Annotated in this window: 15 protein-coding genes; 8 read left to right on the top strand and 7 right to left on the bottom strand. The window is 74.3% G+C overall.

All coding sequences use genetic code 11. From position 1 onward, the window contains the following. The first annotated feature begins 12 nt into the window (after positions 1-12). The 3 genes from UQW22_RS06955 to UQW22_RS06945 are packed head-to-tail and all read left to right on the top strand — an operon-like array spanning position 13 to position 4,392. The gene (locus tag UQW22_RS06955) at positions 13-2,352 is read left to right on the top strand and encodes a SpoIIE family protein phosphatase (RefSeq protein WP_407320184.1); all 2,340 of its coding nucleotides are present in this window, start codon (positions 13-15) and stop codon (positions 2,350-2,352) included. Between the two features lie 44 nt (positions 2,353-2,396). Further along, positions 2,397-3,398, top strand: coding sequence for a sigma-70 family RNA polymerase sigma factor (locus UQW22_RS06950; RefSeq protein WP_407320183.1), 1,002 nt, complete (start codon positions 2,397-2,399; stop codon positions 3,396-3,398). A 25-nt stretch (positions 3,399-3,423) separates the two neighbouring features. Then, positions 3,424-4,392 (top strand): 5'-3' exonuclease H3TH domain-containing protein, encoded by a 969-nt coding sequence (locus UQW22_RS06945; protein ID WP_407320182.1) that lies wholly within the window; start codon positions 3,424-3,426, stop codon positions 4,390-4,392. 18 nt (positions 4,393-4,410) lie between these two features. On the opposite strand, the gene UQW22_RS06940 is transcribed toward UQW22_RS06945, so the two are convergent. The 3 genes from UQW22_RS06940 to UQW22_RS06930 all read right to left on the bottom strand — a co-directional run bounded on the left by UQW22_RS06940 (position 4,411) and on the right by UQW22_RS06930 (position 8,241). Continuing rightward, on the bottom strand, positions 4,411-5,172 hold the full coding sequence (locus tag UQW22_RS06940) for a copper homeostasis protein CutC (protein ID WP_407320743.1): 762 nt from the start codon (positions 5,170-5,172) through the stop codon (positions 4,411-4,413). A gap of 5 nt (positions 5,173-5,177) precedes the next feature. Continuing rightward, the gene (locus tag UQW22_RS06935; protein ID WP_407320742.1) at positions 5,178-7,832 is read right to left on the bottom strand and encodes a phosphoenolpyruvate carboxylase; all 2,655 of its coding nucleotides are present in this window, start codon (positions 7,830-7,832) and stop codon (positions 5,178-5,180) included. 145 nt (positions 7,833-7,977) lie between these two features. After that, positions 7,978-8,241 (bottom strand): hypothetical protein, encoded by a 264-nt coding sequence (locus UQW22_RS06930; RefSeq protein ID WP_407320181.1) that lies wholly within the window; start codon positions 8,239-8,241, stop codon positions 7,978-7,980. A 540-nt stretch (positions 8,242-8,781) separates the two neighbouring features. Between UQW22_RS06930 and UQW22_RS06925 the strand changes: the two genes are divergently transcribed. After that, entirely contained in the window at positions 8,782-9,327 is a 546-nt protein-coding gene (locus UQW22_RS06925; protein ID WP_407320740.1) for a hypothetical protein, read from the top strand. Here UQW22_RS06925 and UQW22_RS06920 read toward each other — a convergent pair. Both UQW22_RS06920 and UQW22_RS06915 read right to left on the bottom strand, forming a co-directional pair. Continuing rightward, entirely contained in the window at positions 9,242-10,081 is an 840-nt protein-coding gene (locus tag UQW22_RS06920; RefSeq protein ID WP_407320180.1) for a hydroxymethylpyrimidine/phosphomethylpyrimidine kinase, read from the bottom strand. The genes UQW22_RS06925 and UQW22_RS06920 overlap by 86 nt on opposite strands. A gap of 24 nt (positions 10,082-10,105) precedes the next feature. After that, a complete protein-coding gene (locus UQW22_RS06915; RefSeq protein WP_407320179.1) occupies positions 10,106-10,417 on the bottom strand; it encodes a hypothetical protein in 312 nt (103 codons plus the stop codon). 118 nt (positions 10,418-10,535) lie between these two features. Here UQW22_RS06915 and UQW22_RS06910 point away from each other — a divergent pair, with 118 nt between their 5' ends. Both UQW22_RS06910 and UQW22_RS06905 read left to right on the top strand, forming a co-directional pair. Continuing rightward, on the top strand, positions 10,536-11,318 hold the full coding sequence (locus tag UQW22_RS06910; RefSeq protein ID WP_407320178.1) for a deoxyribonuclease IV: 783 nt from the start codon (positions 10,536-10,538) through the stop codon (positions 11,316-11,318). Positions 11,319-11,385: 67 nt separating this feature from the next. Beyond that, positions 11,386-11,751: a helix-turn-helix domain-containing protein gene (locus UQW22_RS06905; RefSeq protein WP_407320177.1), complete on the top strand. Its 366-nt coding sequence runs from the start codon at positions 11,386-11,388 to the stop codon at positions 11,749-11,751. A gap of 205 nt (positions 11,752-11,956) precedes the next feature. Here the strand turns inward: UQW22_RS06905 and UQW22_RS06900 are convergent, their stop codons facing one another. Together UQW22_RS06900 and UQW22_RS06895 are read right to left on the bottom strand one after the other, a co-directional pair. Next, entirely contained in the window at positions 11,957-12,631 is a 675-nt protein-coding gene (locus UQW22_RS06900; RefSeq protein ID WP_407320176.1) for a response regulator, read from the bottom strand. After that, the gene (locus UQW22_RS06895; RefSeq protein ID WP_407320175.1) at positions 12,628-13,890 is read right to left on the bottom strand and encodes a sensor histidine kinase; all 1,263 of its coding nucleotides are present in this window, start codon (positions 13,888-13,890) and stop codon (positions 12,628-12,630) included. Before UQW22_RS06895 ends, UQW22_RS06900 begins: the two co-directional genes overlap by 4 nt. A 162-nt stretch (positions 13,891-14,052) precedes the next feature. Between UQW22_RS06895 and UQW22_RS06890 the strand changes: the two genes are divergently transcribed. Then, a complete protein-coding gene (locus UQW22_RS06890; RefSeq protein WP_407320174.1) occupies positions 14,053-14,952 on the top strand; it encodes an ABC transporter ATP-binding protein in 900 nt (299 codons plus the stop codon). After that, a complete protein-coding gene (locus UQW22_RS06885) occupies positions 14,949-15,737 on the top strand; it encodes an ABC transporter permease (RefSeq protein WP_407320173.1) in 789 nt (262 codons plus the stop codon). The genes UQW22_RS06890 and UQW22_RS06885 overlap by 4 nt, the downstream gene beginning before the upstream one ends. Positions 15,738-15,755: the final 18 nt, after the last annotated feature.

Genomic DNA, 15,755 nt, shown 5'->3' with positions numbered 1-15,755 from the left:
CATACTGGGTCAGTGCCCGAGACGCAGGTCCTGGGTCCGCTGCTCCGTGGCGCCCCGGACGAGTCCATCGCCGACGAGGTGTTCGACCGCATCGTGCGGCTCGTCCACCGCAACCTGGGCGTGCCCTCAGCCTGCTTCGTCGTCCTCGGCGACGGGCTCCAGCTGCTTCCCGGAGCCGTGGGGATGCCCGACCCGATCCAGCAGGACCGGAGGACGCGGCTCGCCCAGCCCGCGACCTCCTTCGTCGTGGCCCAGCGCTCCGCCTTCGTGGTGGACGACACGGAGGACGACCCCCGGTTCGAGCGGCGGTTCATGGCACAGGAGCTCCGCGCCCGCGCCGTCGCCGGCTACCCGGTGGAGGACGGGAGGGGCACGGTCGTCGGCGCCCTGTGGGCGATCGACACCGCACCGCGGCGATGGACCGACGACGACCTCGCGACCCTCGGCGACCTCGCCGCGGCCTGCACCGGCGAGCTGCGGCTGCGCGCCGAGCGCGAACGCGCCCGGCGCGCCGAGCAGGTCGCGTTCCGGGCCCACCAGCGCGCCCAGTTCCTGCTCGGGCTCTCCGAGCAGTTCGCGGGGGTCACCACCCTCGAGGAGGTCGAGGAGACCATCGCCCAGGTGGTCGGCACCGGTATGGGGGCGCGCTGGTGCTCGCTGGCCCTCGTCGACGCCGACCGTCGGCACCTGCGCTACGTCACGGTGGGGCACCAGGAGCCCGGGTTCCCCGACGCCATGCGCTCGACCCGGCTCGACTCCCCCCGCCCGGACACCGCCGTCGTCCGCGAGCGCCGCACGCTCTTCTACCGCGACCAGGAGGAGATGAGCGAGGCCTACCCGGCGATGGCGTCGGTCGGGCTGATGTCCGCCGGCGCGCGCTCCTTCCTGCCGGTCATGACCGACGACGACGTGATCGGCGTGGTCATCTGCGTGTGGGAGGAGACCCGCGAGCACGACGCGGGCACCGCCGCGCTGGAGACCACCCTCAGCCGGTACGTGGCCATGTCGCTGGAGCGGGTGGCGCTGCTCGAGGCCCGACGGCGGGTGGCGACGACGCTGCAGGAGTCCCTGCTCTCCGACGCCCCGGACGTCGCGCACCTGGACATCGCGACCACGTACGCCCCGGCCGCGCGCACCGACCAGGTGGGCGGAGACTGGTACGACGCCGTGGTCCGCGACGACCGCACCGCCGTGCTGACCATCGGCGACGTCACCGGCCACGACGTGAACGCCGCCGCCCAGATGGGCCAGCTCCGCTCCATGCTGCGGGCGCTCGCGTGGAGCCACGACGAGTCGCCGGCAGCGCTGCTGTCCCGCCTCGACCGCGCCAACGCCACGCTGGGGCCGCAGGCGCTGGCGACCGCCGTCGTCGTGCGCCTCGACCACGACGAGCACCCCCAGGGCGACACCGGGCCCGACGGCACCGCCGAGCGCGGATACACGCTCACGTGGTCCGACGCCGGGCACCCGCACCCCCTGGTGCTGCGCCGCGACGGGACGGTCGAGCAGCTCGACGCCCGCACCGACATGCTGCTCGGCATCGATCCCGGGGTCGAGCGCCACGACCACGTCACCCGCCTGCTGCCCGGCGACACCCTGCTGCTGTACACGGACGGGCTGGTGGAGCGGCGGGGCGTCATGGTCACGGACCGCGTGCGCGACCTCGTCCAGGCGCTCGCCGACGCCCACGGGGAGGCGACGGCGGCCCTGCCGCGCGCCCTGGTGCGGCGGCTCGTGGGCCGCAGCCAGCGGGACGACGTCGCCGTGCTGGCGGCGCGGGCGCGCGTCCCGGCGCCGTCGGGGCCGCCCGGCGAGGACGGTCCGGCGACCGCCGAGCGCAAGGTGGCCGAGGACCTGAGCGACCTCGGGCCGGCCCGCCGGTGGGTCGACGACGTGCTCGAGTCCTGCGACGTGGACGCCGAGCAGCGACGCACGGCGATGCTGCTCGCCAGCGAGATCCTCACCAACGCCCTGGAGCACGGTGCCGGACCGATCGTCGCGACCGTCGAGGTGGACGACCGCCGCCTGCGCGTCGGGGTGCGGGACGGCTGCACCCGCCCGCCCGTGCTGCGCGCACCGCAGCCGCAGGACCTGTCCGGCCGCGGCGTCCAGTTCCTGGAGAAGCTGGCCTCCCGGTGGGGGGTCCAGCAGCACCAGGTGGGTGACGTGGTCGGGCGGCACGCGGCCGTCGGGGCCGGCAAGACGGTGTGGTTCGAGATCGACCGCACCGCCCGCCCGCTGACCGGCACGGTGCCGGTGGTGCGGCGTTCGTCGCCGGCCACCAGCTCGGTGCCGCTCGTCGAGCGGGTGCTGCCGTGGACGCGCGACGAGGCCCGCCGCCGGCGGACCTGAACCGTGCCGCGCGGGTGTCGGAGCCTCGTCCTACCGTGGGAGGCATGACGCAGACCGTCACGGACCTCGGGGGTTCGCCCGACGTGGGCGCCCGGCTCGAGGTGTACCGCCGGGAGCTGACCGGCTACTGCTACCGGATGCTCGGCGGCGCCGGGGACGCCGACGACGCCGTGCAGGAGACGATGCTGCGCGCGTGGCGTGCGTTCGACCGGTTCGAAGGGCGTTCGTCGCTGCGGTCCTGGCTGTACCGGATCGCGACGAACGTGTGCTTCGACGCCCTGGCGGCGTCCAAGCGGCGCGAGCGCCCGATGGGGATCGGCGGCCCCCAGCCGGCCGAGATCGAGTACTTCGGCGACACCCTGGCCGAGGAGCGCTGGGTCGAGCCGGTGCCCGACGACGCCGTCCTGCCGCGCGAGGGGGACCCGGCCGAGATGGCGATCGGCCGCGAGTCGGTGCGGCTCGCGTTCGTCGCCGCGCTGCAGCACCTGCCGCCGCGGCAACGGGCGGTGCTCCTGCTGCGCGAGGTGCTGCGCTGGTCGGCGGCCGAGACCGCGACCCTCCTCGGCACGACGGTCGCCTCGGTGAACAGCGCGCTGCAGCGCGCCCGCGCCACCCTCGGGGACCGTGCCCTGGACCGTGACGAGAGTCGGTGGGGGACGGTCGACGACGACCTGCTGGAGCGGTACCTGGACGCGTTCGAGCGGTACGACATGGAGGCGCTCGTCGGCCTGCTGCGCGAGGACGCCGTGCTCAACATGCCGCCGTACACGCTGTGGGTCTCGGGCCCCCGCGAGATCGCGCGCTGGATGCTCGGGCCGGGCCACGAGTGCCGCGGCTCGCGGTGCCTGCGCGTGCGCGCCAACGGCTCGATGGCGTTCGGGCAGTACCGGCCGGACCCGGGCGGCGGGTGGACCCCGTGGGGTCTGGTGGTGCTGGAGGACGACGGCGCCGGTCACGTCACGGGCATCACGACGTTCCTCGACACGGCGACGTGGTTCCCCCGGTTCGGCCTGCCGGACCGGCTGCCCACCGCGCCCGCGCGGTGACAGTGGCACCTGGCAGGCTGGGGTCATGCGCCTGATGCTGCTGGACACCGCGTCGCTGTACTTCCGGGCCTTCTTCGGGCTGCCGGACTCCCTCCGCTCGCCCGACGGCCGGCCCGTCAACGCGGTGCGCGGCCTGCTCGACATGATCGCGTTCCTCGTCACCGAGCACCGGCCGGACCGGCTCGTGGCCTGCTGGGACGACGACTGGCGGCCCGCGTTCCGGGTCGCGGCGATCCCGTCGTACAAGGAGCACCGCGTCGCCGAGCGGCGCGACGACGGCCCGGACGTCGAGGAGGTCCCCGACGGTCTCGTGCCTCAGGTTCCCGTCATCGTGGAGGTGCTGGCCGCGCTCGGCATCGCACGGGTCGGGGCCCCCGGTTTCGAGGCCGACGACGTGATCGGCACGCTGGTCGCCCGCGAGCTCGCCGCCGTGCCCGACGGTGGAGCTGCGGCCACGCCGGCGGGCACCGGACCACAGGTCGCGGTGGTCACCGGCGACCGCGACCTCTTCCAGCTCGTGGACGACGCCGCCGGGGTGGCGATCCTCTACCCGGCGCGCGGGGTGCGCGACCCCGACGTGGTGGACCAGGCGCTGCTGGCGGAGAAGTACGGCGTACCGACCGGCGCCGCCTACGCCGAGATGGCGGTCCTGCGCGGCGACCCCTCCGACGGTCTGCCGGGGGTGCGCGGCGTCGGGGAGAAGACGGCCGCCAAGCTGCTGGCGACGTTCGGCTCCCTCGACGAGGTCCTGGCAGCGGCCTCGGCGGGCGCGCCGGGGATCACCCCGTCCCAGCGCACCAAGATCGCGGAGGCCGCCGACTACCTCGCCGTGGCGCCCGGTGTCGTGCAGGTCGCCGCCGACGCCCCCGTGGGGTCGTTCGACGACGCCCTGCCGAGCGGTCCGGCGGACCCGGCGGCTCTCGACGCCCTCGCCGAGCGCTGGGGCATCCGCTCCAGCGTCGACCGGGTGCTCACGGCGCTCGCCGCGCGTTGAGCACCGCCGTCGGCGCCGTCAGGACGGACGCAGGGCAGCGGCAGCGCCGGCCGCGACCTCGGGGTCGGTGACCTCGTAGCCGACGTCTCCGCCGCCACCCGGCCCGCCGTCGTCGGCCACCGTGCGCTTGGCGGACAGGTGCACGGCGCTCACACCCGTGGCCCGCAGCATGGGGATGTCCTCGACGCGGACGCCGCCACCGGCCATGACGTGCACGGCGCCGTCGAGCTGGGTCCGGGCGTGCTCGGCGCACGAGCGCAGCTGACCGAGACCGTCGGCGCACCGAGCGGCGCCGCCTGAGGTGAGCACCCGCGTCGCTCCGGCCGACGCGAGCACGTCGAGCGCGGCCAGCGGGTCGGCGAGCTGGTCGAACGCCCGGTGGAACGTCACCTCGGCGCCCCGCGCCGCGCCGACGAGCGCCCGCAGCGCCACGGCGTCCACCGTCCCGGACCGGGTCAGCGCGCCGACGACGACGCCGCTCGCCCCGGCGCGCACGGCCGCCTCGACCTCACGCACCTGGACGTCGAGCTCTCCCGGCGCGAGCACGAACCCGCCGGGCCGCGGGCGCACCAGCACGTGGACCTCGACGGCGGAGCCCGACGGCGGAGCGGCGGCGCGCTCGACCGCGGCGGCCAGCAGGCCGGGGCCCGGCGTCACGCCACCGGTCGCGCCCAGCGCGGTGCACAGCTCCACCCGTCGTGCGCCGACGGACGCCGCGACGTCCACGCCGGCGACGTCCTGGACCGCCAGCTCGAGCGCGACCGCGGCGTCCGACACCATCACCATCAGCCCGTGTTCTGCAGGCCGGCGCTCACACCGTTGACCGTGAGCAGCAGCAGGTGACGCCAGCGGTCCTTGTACCCGCCGTCGACCCACTCGCCGTCGTCCACGGCGAGGCCCTCGCTCGCGCCCTGGGTGCGCAGCGCCCGCAGCGCACGGACCTGGAGCAGCGAGAGCGCGTCGACGTACGGCGACCGGAGCTGGACGGCCCGGCCCAGCACGCGACGGCTGGCGAGCGGCCACTCGTTGCCCGTGATCTTGAGGACCCACTCGCGCGTGAGGCGCAGCTCGTCGAGGACCATCGCGGCGAGGTCGTCGCGGTCGCCGAGTGACAGGTACTTCTGCGCGATGCGCTCGTCGGTCTTGGCGAGCGACATCTCGATGTTGTCGAGCAGCGTGCCGAAAAGCGGCCACTCGCGGTATGCGGCCCGCAGCTCCTCCAGGTCACCGAACTCGCGCAGCGCCGTCCCCAGGCCGTACCAGCCGGCGAGGTTGATGCGCGCCTGCGACCAGGAGAACACCCACGGGATCGCGCGCAGGTCGTCGAGGGAGTTCACCGACAGGCCACGCTTGGCGGGACGGGAGCCGATCGGCAGCAGGCCGACCTCCTCCAGCGGGGTGACCTCGGCGAACCACTGCGGGAAGCCGTCGGACTTCACCAGCTCGTGGAACCGGGCCCGCGACGTCCCGTCCAGGGAGGAGGCGAGCGCCGAGAACCGCTCCGCCGTGGTGGCGTTGCGCTTCTCCGTCGACGGCGCCGAGGCCAGCAGCGTCGCCGCCGCCACCTGCTCGATGTGGCGCGCCGCGATGGTCGGGTCGCCGTACCGGGCCAGGATGACCTCGCCCTGCTCGGTGAGCTTGAAGCGGCCGTCCACCGAGTGCGGCGGCTGCGCGAGCACGGCCCGGTTCGCGGGGCCGCCCCCACGACCGAGCGCGCCGCCGCGGCCGTGGAACTGCGTCAGCGTGAGGTCGTGCCGCTGCGCCCACTCCGCGATGCGCGACTGGGCCGAGTGCAGGGCCAGGGTCGCCGCGACCGGCCCGACGTCCTTCGAGGAGTCGGAGTACCCGAGCATGACCTCGACGCGACGCCCGTTCTCCGCGAGGCGCTTCTGCACCTGCGGCATCTCGAGCATCGCCTCGAGGATGTCGACCGAGTTCTCCAGGTCCGCGAACGTCTCGAACAGCGGGATCGCGTCGATGACCGGCGTGTCGTCGGTTCCCTCGAAGGCCAGCTCGGCGAGCTGGTAGACGGCCGCCATGTGCTCCGGGGCCTGGGTGAACGACACGATGTAGCGGCGGGCGGCCCGCTCGCCGAAGCGCTTCTGCACGGCGCCGAGGGCACGGAAGGTGTCGAGCACCTCGCGGGTGCGGTCGCTCAGCTCGCCGTGCACCCCCTTCTCCGCGATCTCCTCCAGGGCACCGGCGTGCACCTGGGAGTGCTGGCGCACCTCGATCTCGGCGAGGTGGAACCCGAAGGTCTGCACCTGCCACACGAGCTTCTGGAGGTCGCCGAACGCCGCGCGCTGGGCACCGGCCTCCACGAGCGAGGACTGCACGACGCGCAGGTCGGCCTCGAGCTCCTCGGGACGCTGGTAGGCGAGATCCGCGTCCCGGGTACGCGTGGCCGCGATGCGGCCCGCGATGGCGAGGACCGCGGCACGGTGCGGCTCGTTCGGCGAGTCCGCCGCCGCCGACGTGGTGAGGTCGTCCGAGAGCTGGCGGATCCGCTGCCACAGGGCCTTGAGCTCCGCCGACGCCGGCGTGCTCGCCTCCTCGAGGGTCAGCTTGCGACCGGTCGCGCGGGCGGCCTGCTCCAGCGCGGTCAGCGCGTGCTCGGCGGCGAGCGTGGCTGCCTGGCGGGTGACCTCGGCGGTCACGTTGGGGTTGCCGTCGCGGTCGCCGCCGATCCAGGACCCCAGGTAGACGAACGGCTTGGCGATCGGTGCGCGGGCACCGGCCTCGCCGTCGAGCAGCCAGTCGTCCAGCCGGCGGTACACGTCGGGGAAGGTGCTGAACATCGTGGCGTCGAAGACGCCCATGGCGGTCTTGACCTCGTCCAGGACCCGGGGCTTCGACGCCCGGATCGGGGAGGTGCGCCACATCGTGTCGATCTCGGCGAGCATGCGGCGCTCGTTCTCGGTGCGCGAGGTGCCGCCCGGACGCATCGTGTCGCGCTCCGCGAGGAGAGTCGAGATGCGGCGCACGGCACCGGAGACCGCGCGGCGGCGGGCCTCGGTCGGGTGCGCCGTCAGCACGGGGCGGAACTCCAGCTCGCCGAGCCGGCGCACGGCCTCCTCCCGGCCGACCTCTTCGGTCAGCTGGGTGAACGCCGCGGGCAGCGACTCCTCGATCGCGGCACCCGACTCGCTCTCGCGCTGGTGCAGCACGCGCACGCGGTGGTACTCCTCGGCGAGGTTCGCCAGGTGGAAGTAGCACGTGAACGCCCGGGCGACCTGCTCGGCACGCTCCAGGCTGAACCCCGCCACGACATCAGCGGCCTCCGCCAGGCTGACACCGCCGTCGTCCACCCCGTAGGCGCGGATGGTCAGCTCGCGCAGGCGCTCGACGTCGTCGAGCAGGTCCTGCCCGCCGGCCTCGCGCAGCACGGTGCCGAGCAGCCCGCCGAGGAGGCGGATGTCGTCGCGCAACGGGTCGGGCATCTCGTGCCGGGCGACGACGCGCTCGATGGCGCCCGTGCTCGGGCTCTGCTGTCCGTAGTTGTCGCTCACGCCCTAGAGACTAAGCCGAACCCCGCTTGAGACATAGTTTGCGTCCGGGGTGCGGACCGCCCGGCCGCGCCCCGGCTCAGACGTCGGCGGAGGCCAGCGGCGCCCTGGCACCCACGACGGCGATCTCCACGCGGGCGACGTCGGCCAGCGCGACCGCGGACGCGGCCCGCAGCCCGGCGGCGCGCTCCCCGGAGGATCCCCACGTGGCCGCGACCGTGCGGGTCCCGTCCCGGTCGACGACCACCAGCTCGTAGGTCACCGGCTCGCACTTCTCCGGCGGCGCGGACCCGTAGCGGCAGCTCCACTCCATGAGGGTGCACCACGGCCGGGAGGTGGCCACCAGGCTCGCGCGGACGCGGCGACGGCGAGGAGCGACCTCCGACGCGCCCGCGAGCGGCGGGCCGAGCGTGCGAGCGCGTCCGCGGGACGACGCCGGCCGGCGGCACGGGGGGCGGCGTCTCGCCCGCCAGCGCCTCGGCCTCGTCGGGCGGGAGGGCGCCGAGCAGTCCGGGCAGGCCGGCGACCTGACCGACCGCCTCGCGGCAGGCGTCGCAGCCGGCGGGGTGCGCCTCGTACTCGCGGCGGTCGGCGGGGCCGAGCGCTCCCAGGACGTAGGCGGTCCTCGTGCACCCGGTAGCCGGCGTACGAGCCGGACGCGACGACCCAGTCGCCGTCCACGTCGGCGACACCGTCCACGTCGGCGAGCGCGGGCTCGGAGGCCGTGAGCGTCGGGGCGTCGTCCGCCACGCTGTTCGCCCAGTCGGCGTACAGCCCGGGGCCGAGGACCACCGCCACCTTCACCGCTGTCCGCACGCTGCCCACCTCGTCCCTGCTCGTCACTGCTCGTCGGCTCGACGCCGCCCGGGTCGGAGGGCGCCTGATGCCCCCACGACCCCGGGAGGGACCATGCGACGCACAGTCCGGACCACCACCACCGCGCTCGCCGCCGTGGCCGCGCTCGCCGCCTTCTCGGCGTGCGGCGACCCCGAGGAGCCAGCGGCGCGGGACACCACCGGCACGACCGAGGAGTCCATGGAGGCCCCGCCGACGGGCGAGGCCGTGCTCGCCACGGCGGACAGCGAGCTGGGGGGAGATCGTCGTCGACGGCGAGGGGATGACCGCCTACCACTTCGCCTCCGAGGAGCCCGGCTCGGGCATGAGCACCTGCGAGGGCGACTGCCTCACGAGCTGGCCGCCGGTCCACGCCGGGATCGACGAGCCACCGGTCGAGGGCGTCACGGCCGAGGTGAGCACCATCACCGGGAACGACGGCGAGCCGCAGGTGACGCTCGACGGCCGGCCCGTCTACCTGTTCGCCGGAGACTCACACGGCAGCTCGGTCATGCGCCTGCGGGAGCGTAGGCCCCCTGCCAGACCGTGTCGAACGGGGTGTGCGCGGCCACGCGTCCACGGATCCCCTGGGTGACGACGTCCTTGGCGGTGCGCACCGCCGTCTCGACGTCGGCGCCCTTCGCGAGCTCGGCCGTGATCGCCGCGGCGAACGTGCAGCCGGCGCCCGCGACGCGCTCCTCGCCGATCTTCGGGGCGCGCAGCACGGTGACGTGCTCGCCGTCGAACAGGACGTCGACGGCGTCGGGCCCGGGGAGCTCCGCGCCGCCCTTGGCCGCCACGTACCGCTTGCCGTCGCCCCCGGTGGTGTCGAGCTGGGCGTGGATCCGGCGGGCCGCCTCGACGAGGTCGTCGACCGACTCCACGGCGTCCATGCCGGCGAGCGTCCTGGCCTCGAAGAGGTTCGGGGTGACCACGGTGGCGAGGGGCAGCACCTGGGCGCGCAACGCCGTGTCCGTGTCCAGGGCGGCGCCCGGCTCCTGGCCCTTGCAGATCAGCACCGGGTCGAGCACGACGTGCCGCCACGGGCGCGAGGCCAGCGACCGTGCGACGACGTCGATCGTGGCCGGGGTGCCGAGCATGCCGACCTTCACCACGTCGAGGTCGTAGGTGGCCGTGGCCGCTTCGAACTGGTCGGCGATGACCTGCGGGTCGACCGGGACGAACCGGTGCCCCCAGTCGTTCGCCGGGTCGAAGGACACGATGCAGGTCAGCGTGCCGAGGCCGTACGCACCGAGCTGCTGGAACGTCTTCAGGTCCGCCTGGATGCCGGCGCCGCCGGTGGCCTCGGAACCGGCGACGACGTACGCGAGCGGTGGTGTGCTGGGCATGTCTCCCAGCCTACGACGACCGTCTCAGAGCGTGCCGAGCAGGCGTGCCCGGGCGTCCGCGCGCTCGGCGTCGGAGATCCGTCCGGACGCGTGCAGCCGGTCGAGGTGCTCCAGGCGGGCCTCCACGGCCTGGCCCCCGACGGGTGCCGCAGCACGGCGGCGCACGGAGACCACGCCCCACGCGACGACCGCGAGGATGCCGGCCAGCGACAGGAGGAGGACGGCGGACCAGGCGAGGTCGTAGGTGGCGGGCAGGAAGACGTCGATGCCGGGCGCGGACAGCCGTTCCACGGTCGCCGCACCGGCGAGCGACAGCGCCAGCAGGGCTCGCAGCATCAGGCAGCCCTCCCAGGCTCTTCGTCGTCGGCCTCCAGGAATCTAGCAGCCTCGTGCCCGGGGCCGCCACACATCTGGCCGGTCGGCGGCGTCGGACCCTCCTCGTACGCTGGTGCCCATGAGCCTGCAGATCGGTGCCCACGTGAGCCTCACCGACACCGTCGCGGAGGCGGCGGCGATCGGTGCGGACGTCGTCCAGGTGTTCGTCTCGGACCCGAAGGCGTGGAAGGTGCCGCCGCTCGAGGAGGGCGAGGCGGAGACGTTCCGCGCGGCGACGGCGGCGGCAGGGCTGGATGTCTACGTGCACGCCCCGTACGTCATCAACGTGGCCTCCACGAACAACCGCATCCGGATCCCGAGCCGCAAGCTGCTGCAGCAGGTCATGACCCGCGCCGGGGAGATCGGCGCCCGGGGCGTGGTGGTGCACGGCGGGCACGTGACGGCCAAGGACGAACCGGCCAAGGGGTTCGACAACTGGCGGAAGGCGATCGACGCGCTGGAGACCGACGTCCCCGTCCTCGTCGAGAACACCGCCGGCGGCGACCACTCGATGGCGCGGCGCCTGGAGCGGATCGAGCAGCTGTGGACCGCCGTGCAGCAGGCCGACGGCGGGGAGGGCGTGGGGTTCACGCTCGACACGTGCCACGCCTGGGCGGGCGGGATCGACCTGGTCACCGCTGTCGCGGAGGTCCGGGCGATCACCGGGCGCATCGACCTGGTGCACGCCAACGACTCGCGCGACGACGCCGGTTCCGGCGCCGACCGCCACACCAACTTCGGTGCGGGGAACATCCCGCCGGAGCTCCTCGTGGGTGTGGTGCGCGAGGCCGGCGCACCGGTGATCTGCGAGACCAAGGGCGACGTCGGCACCGACATCGCCTGGCTGCGCGAACGTCTCTGAGCACCACCCATCGGCCGACCCTGTGGACGGCCGCCGCGCGGGGACGCCAGGGCGCGACACTGCTGCCATGCGGAGATTCTTCGATGTCCCCGACCTCGAGCCGGTCGTCGACGTGGACGACGGTGAGGGCGGCCCGGAGGGCGGTCGCGGAGCGACCGGTCGCGCGCGTCCACGACCCGCTCCCCGGATGACGCGGGACGGGCTCAGCCGAGTGGCCGCCGGTGCGGTGCGCCTCGAGAGCGCACGGCGCGGCCTGTCCCAGCAGCAGCTCGCGATCGAGCTCGGGCTCTCGCGCACGGCGGTCTCGGCCCGGTTCCGGGAGCGCGTCCCGTGGACCCTCGACGAGATCGGCCGCCTGGCGCAGCTCTTCGGCTGCCGCGTGGTCGACCTGGTCAGCGAGGCGCCCGACCGCAACGGTCGGATCGCCTGGTAGGGCGACTCCCTGCCGAAGATCGCGACGCACCAGAACGAAGGTGTCCGGTGAACAGCAATGCCGATACGGATCGCGCACGCCGCTCACGCTGTGCGTGATGCTCACGCACAGCGTGATTCGTGCGCGCTGCGATGGCGCGGTTTTCGCCAGCCGGACACGTCCGATCTCGACGGCCGGCTCTCTGCCGTGGAGGAGGACGCCTGGTCTACGCGCCTCCCGGTCCGGCGTCGTGGATCGCGATGGCGGCCTGCACACGGTTGGCCGCCCCGAGCTTGTCGAGGATCCGCGAGACGTGCGTCTTGACCGTCGGCACGCTCATGTAGAGCTCCGCCGCGATCTCGGCGTTCGCCAGCCCGCGGGCGAGCACCGCCGCGACCTCCCGCTCCCGGTCGGTCAGGGACGCCATGCGGTGCCGCGCGGTGTCCCGATCGGTGCCGTCCCGCCCGACGGTCCGCTGCGAGACCTTCGCGATGAGCTGGTCCATCACCGACGGGGACAGCGTCGGTTCGCCCGCGGCGGCTGCCCGGACCGCCGCGACCAGCCGGTCGGGCGGCGTGTCCTTGAGCAAGAACCCCGCCGCCCCGGCGCGCAGCGCCTGCAGCACCATGTCGTCGGTGTCGAACGTGGTCAGCACGATGACGCGCGACGCACCGTCGTCCTGGGACAGGAGGCGCGTCGCCTCGATGCCGTCGGTACCCGGCATGCGGATGTCCATGAGCACCACGTCGGGCCGCTCCCTCCGGACCACCGCGACGCCCTCGTCCCCGTCACCCGCGTCCGCGACCACGTCCACCTCGGCCGCGCCGCCGAGGATCAGCCGGAGACCGGCACGCACGAGCGGGTCGTCGTCGACCAGGACGACGGAGATGCGCTGAGTCATGCGTCCCACGGTAGCCAGGCCCGCACCACGAACCGGCCCTCCGCCTCGTGGGCGATCAGCGAACCACCCGCCAGCTCGGCGCGCTCGGTCAGCCCCAGCAGCCCGAGACCCGACGGGGGCGCAGCGGGCGCGCCTCGTGCGTCGACGACCGTCGGGTTCGTCACCGTCACCCACAGCCCCTGGCCACGAGCGCCCCGCAGCACCACCGACGCCGGCAGTCCCGGTGCATGCTTGCGGACGTTCGTCAGCGTCTCCTGGACGATCCGGTAGGCGGTGCGGGAGACCGCCGTCGGCAGCGCCTCCGGTTCCGTCACCCGGTCCACCAGCCGGACCGACGTCCCGGCGTCCGACGCCGCCCGGGCCAGCGCCGGCAGCTCCGCCAGCGTCGGCTGCGGACGCTCCGGCGCCCCTGGCCCGGTGGAGCCGACCGGGGCGCCGTCCGGCGCCGGCCCGTCGAGCCCGCGCAGCACACCGAGCACCTCGCGCAGCTCGCCGAGGGCCTCGTGCGCGCTGTCGCGCACCAGCGCGGCCGACTCGGCGACCTGCTCGGGCGGCAGGTCGGTCCGGTAGGCGAGCGCCCCGGCGTGCATGGCCACCAGGGACATGCGGTGCGCGAGCACGTCGTGCATCTCCCGCGCGATGAGCGCCCGTTCGTTCGCGCGCGCCTGCGCGACCCGGCTCGCCTGCTCCCGTTCCGCCGTCGCGAGCCGCTCGTGCAGGCCGGCGAGGTACTCGCGCCGCAGCCCGATGTACGCCCCGATCCACACCATCAGGGAGTAGAGGACCACACCGCCACCGAGCGTGACGGGCCAGCCCATCTGCTCCACCGGCGGGTAGAGCCGTTCGTACGTCCAGCCACCGACGACGAACACGGCTCCGACCGCGACGATGCGCCACCACCGACGGTGCGTCGCCAACGAGACCACGGCCAGCGTGATCGGCCCGACGGCGAACACCGACACCGCGCTGGCGGCGGTGACGAGCAGGGCGACCGTCGTCGGCCACCGGCGGCGCAGCAGCACGAGCCCGCAGCAGACCAGCCCCACCAGGAGGTCGAGGGCGATCTGCGCCTCCGGGACCTCCTGGTGCGCCGCCTCGGCCTCGACGAGCATGCCGCCGAGCGCCACCAGGCTGAACGCGAGCGCCACCGCCAGCCGCCACGTCTCGCCCCACACCCGGCGCCATGCCGCCCGCCGGCTCCCCAGCGGCTCGGGGCGGTACGGGACGGCGCCGTGCGGGTCGTCGGGGTCGGTGAGCACCTGCCGAGCGTAGGTCCGCACGCCCGGCCGGGCATCCGCCGTCGGGCGCTCGCGGACCGGCCCCGAGGTCCGCCGAAAGGATGACCCGGCACCTCCGTCCGGCGGTGCATCCCCTCCTTGCGGGCGATGTGCTGCCCGGGCGCGGGGCGCGAGGGTGGACCCATGATCACCGTGGAGCACCTGACCAAGAGGTACGGGCCCGTCCTGGCCGTGAACGACGTGTCGTTCACGGCCGAGCCGGGACTCGTCACCGGCTTCCTCGGGCCGAACGGCGCCGGGAAGTCGACCGCCATGCGCATGATGACCGGGCTGACGCCGCCGACCAGCGGCACGGCCCGCATCCTCGGCAAGCCGTACGGCGCGCTCGCCAACCCCGGTCGACGCGTCGGGGTGCTGCTCGACGCCTCCGCCCAGCACGCCGGCCGCACCGGTCGCGAGACCCTCGCGCTCTCCGCCCTCCTCACGGGTGTGGGCCGTCACCGCGTCGACGAGGTCCTCGACCTCGTCGGGCTCACCCCGTCCGAGGCCGGCCGCCGGGTGCGCACCTACTCCCTGGGGATGCGGCAGCGGCTCGGCCTCGCGGGCGCCCTGCTCGGCGAGCCCGACGTGCTGATCCTCGACGAGCCGGCCAACGGCCTGGACCCCGCCGGCATCCGCTGGATGCGCGACCTGCTGCGCGACTTCGCCACGGACGGCGGCACCGTGCTGCTGTCCTCGCACCTGCTGTCCGAGATCGAGCACGTCGCCGACCGGCTCGTCGTCATCGGGCGCGGCAAGATCGTCGCCGAGGGCACCAAGGACGAGCTGCTGCGCGCCGCCGGGACGTTCGTCCGGTCCACCGACGACGCCGCGCTCGACGCCGCGCTCCAGCAGGCCGGGATCGACCGGGAGCGTCAGTCCGGCGGCGGGTTCACCACCACCGCCGACGCCGAGCACGTGGCCCGCACCGCGATGGCCGCGGGAGTGCTCGTCACCGAGCTGCGCGACACGCAGTCCCGCGGGCTCGAGGAGCTGTTCCTCGAGCTCACGGCCGCCGACGCCCGAGAGCAGGTGTCCGCATGAGCACCGTCCAGCAGACCGCGCCCGCCACCCGGAGCGCCACCCTCAAGCCGGTCCCGTTCACCCGGCTCACGGCCTACGAGTGGCGCAAGCAGCTCGACACGCGCGCCGTGCGCTGGCTGTTCATCATCATCGCGATCCTGACGGCCGGCGTGCTGGCCATCACCGCGCTCGTCGGGGACGGCAACGTCTCGTTCGAGATGTTCGTGTCGAACACCTCGGCACCGCTGGCGATGCTGCTTCCCGTCGTCGCCATCCTCGCCACGACCGCGGAGTGGTCCCAGCGCACCGGTCTGACGACCTTCACGCTGGAGCCGCGGCGCCTGCGCGTCGTGTGGGCGAAGCTCGTCACCGCCGTCGGGTCCGGGCTGGCGTTCTTCGTCGTCGCGATGGTGATCGCGGCGGTGGCTCACCTGGTGGTGATCGCCTACCGCGACGCCGACGCCGACTGGGGCCTCGGCGCCCTCACCGCGGGCATGGCCCTGATGATGGCGATCTGGATGGTCCAGGGCGTCGCGTTCGGCCTCGCGCTGCAGAGCACCCCGGCGGCGATCGTCCTCTACCTCGTCATCCCGACCATCATGGCCCCGCTGACGATGCTCGTGCAGTCGTGGGCCGACGTGTGGCCCTGGATCGACCTGCAGACGGCGAGCATGCCCGTCGTGACGGGTGAGTCGATGGGTGGCGAGCAGTGGGCACAGCTCGTCGTGACCACGGCGATCTGGGTCGGCCTGCCGCTGCTGGTCGGCATCCTGCGGGTGCAGCGCGGCGAGATCAAGACCGCCTGAGCCACCAGCACCGCCTGG

Source organism: Isoptericola halotolerans, from assembly GCF_045689585.1.
Taxonomy (GTDB): domain Bacteria; phylum Actinomycetota; class Actinomycetes; order Actinomycetales; family Cellulomonadaceae; genus Isoptericola; species Isoptericola halotolerans_B.
Note: the sequence above shows the minus strand (reverse complement) of the source record. Positions and strands in the feature narration are given on the sequence as shown.

Bases quoted from the DNA above. Each gene is read 5' to 3' on its own strand.
- UQW22_RS06920 (WP_407320180.1), bottom strand. From the start codon at position 10,081: ATGCCCAGCACACCACCGCTCGCGTACGTCGTCGCCGGTTCCGAGGCC.
- UQW22_RS06905 (WP_407320177.1), top strand. From the start codon at position 11,386: ATGCGGAGATTCTTCGATGTCCCCGACCTCGAGCCGGTCGTCGACGTG.
- UQW22_RS06950 (WP_407320183.1), top strand. From the start codon at position 2,397: ATGACGCAGACCGTCACGGACCTCGGGGGTTCGCCCGACGTGGGCGCC.
- UQW22_RS06900 (WP_407320176.1), bottom strand. From the start codon at position 12,631: ATGACTCAGCGCATCTCCGTCGTCCTGGTCGACGACGACCCGCTCGTG.
- UQW22_RS06935 (WP_407320742.1), bottom strand. From the start codon at position 7,832: ATGCCCGACCCGTTGCGCGACGACATCCGCCTCCTCGGCGGGCTGCTC.
- UQW22_RS06885 (WP_407320173.1), top strand. From the start codon at position 14,949: ATGAGCACCGTCCAGCAGACCGCGCCCGCCACCCGGAGCGCCACCCTC.
- UQW22_RS06890 (WP_407320174.1), top strand. From the start codon at position 14,053: ATGATCACCGTGGAGCACCTGACCAAGAGGTACGGGCCCGTCCTGGCC.
- UQW22_RS06925 (WP_407320740.1), top strand. From the start codon at position 8,782: ATGCCCCCACGACCCCGGGAGGGACCATGCGACGCACAGTCCGGACCA.
- UQW22_RS06915 (WP_407320179.1), bottom strand. From the start codon at position 10,417: ATGCTGCGAGCCCTGCTGGCGCTGTCGCTCGCCGGTGCGGCGACCGTG.
- UQW22_RS06910 (WP_407320178.1), top strand. From the start codon at position 10,536: ATGAGCCTGCAGATCGGTGCCCACGTGAGCCTCACCGACACCGTCGCG.
- UQW22_RS06945 (WP_407320182.1), top strand. From the start codon at position 3,424: ATGCGCCTGATGCTGCTGGACACCGCGTCGCTGTACTTCCGGGCCTTC.
- UQW22_RS06940 (WP_407320743.1), bottom strand. From the start codon at position 5,172: ATGGTGTCGGACGCCGCGGTCGCGCTCGAGCTGGCGGTCCAGGACGTC.